Here is a 763-nt window from a genome sequence, read left to right as displayed (position 1 = left end):
TTTTAAGCTATGACAAGTTCAATAAAAGTAAAATCTGCTACAGCACAACATACAAACGTTTTAAGGTAGGGCAGGGAACTTATTTTAAAGCAGCTCAGGAAGGGGCTAGTAAGTGTTATATGCAATATAGGACGAGTGTAGTTAAACGATGTATGGGAAAGGTTAATTAAAATCCTATTTGCAGGAAGGAATATAGATTTTACCGGGCGCTTTCATATGAATGCGTCCTATTTTTTTAGGGTTAAAGAGGGGATAAGGAGCTACCCAGGCTTAAACGATATTGATCAGTTTTTAAAGAAGGGAATAAGGAGGGCCGCGAGCTTCTATGAAAGTTACGCCCCACCCTCTAATATTTTGATCAGTTTTAACCAGGAGATAAAACAGGGCCGCGCACCGCTATTTAATTAGCTGCCTACACTTCATGAAATGTTAAGGAGCTTTCTAGTATGGATGTAAGCAGCTGCCCGAGATTAAACATATCAACGAGGTGAAACCATGGCACGACCTATGCGAGCTTGCACAAAGCCAGGCTGTAGAGAAATGGCCGACTACACGGAAAGCTATTGCAGTAAACACAAAGGCGCAGCAGCCAAACAGTATAACGAACAAGTTAGGTTCTCGAAGGAGAACAAACATATTGCAGCCTTCTACAATTCTAAAGAATGGAAGCAAGTAAGAAATAGTTTTATCTATGCCAATCCGCTATGTAAAAGGTGCCTGGACGAAGGCGCTGTTACGCCTGCAAAAATAGTCCATCACATTA

General features: G+C 41.2%; 1 protein-coding gene. It reads left to right on the top strand.

Annotation, left to right across the window (positions count from 1 at the left end):
- Positions 1-495: 495 nt before the first annotated feature.
- Positions 496-763: HNH endonuclease (locus CVN76_RS31590; RefSeq protein WP_100530148.1), on the top strand; the 268-nt coding region annotated here is incomplete at its 3' end.

It is taken from the genome of Bacillus sp. mrc49, assembly GCF_002803435.1.
Note: the sequence above shows the minus strand (reverse complement) of the source record. Positions and strands in the feature narration are given on the sequence as shown.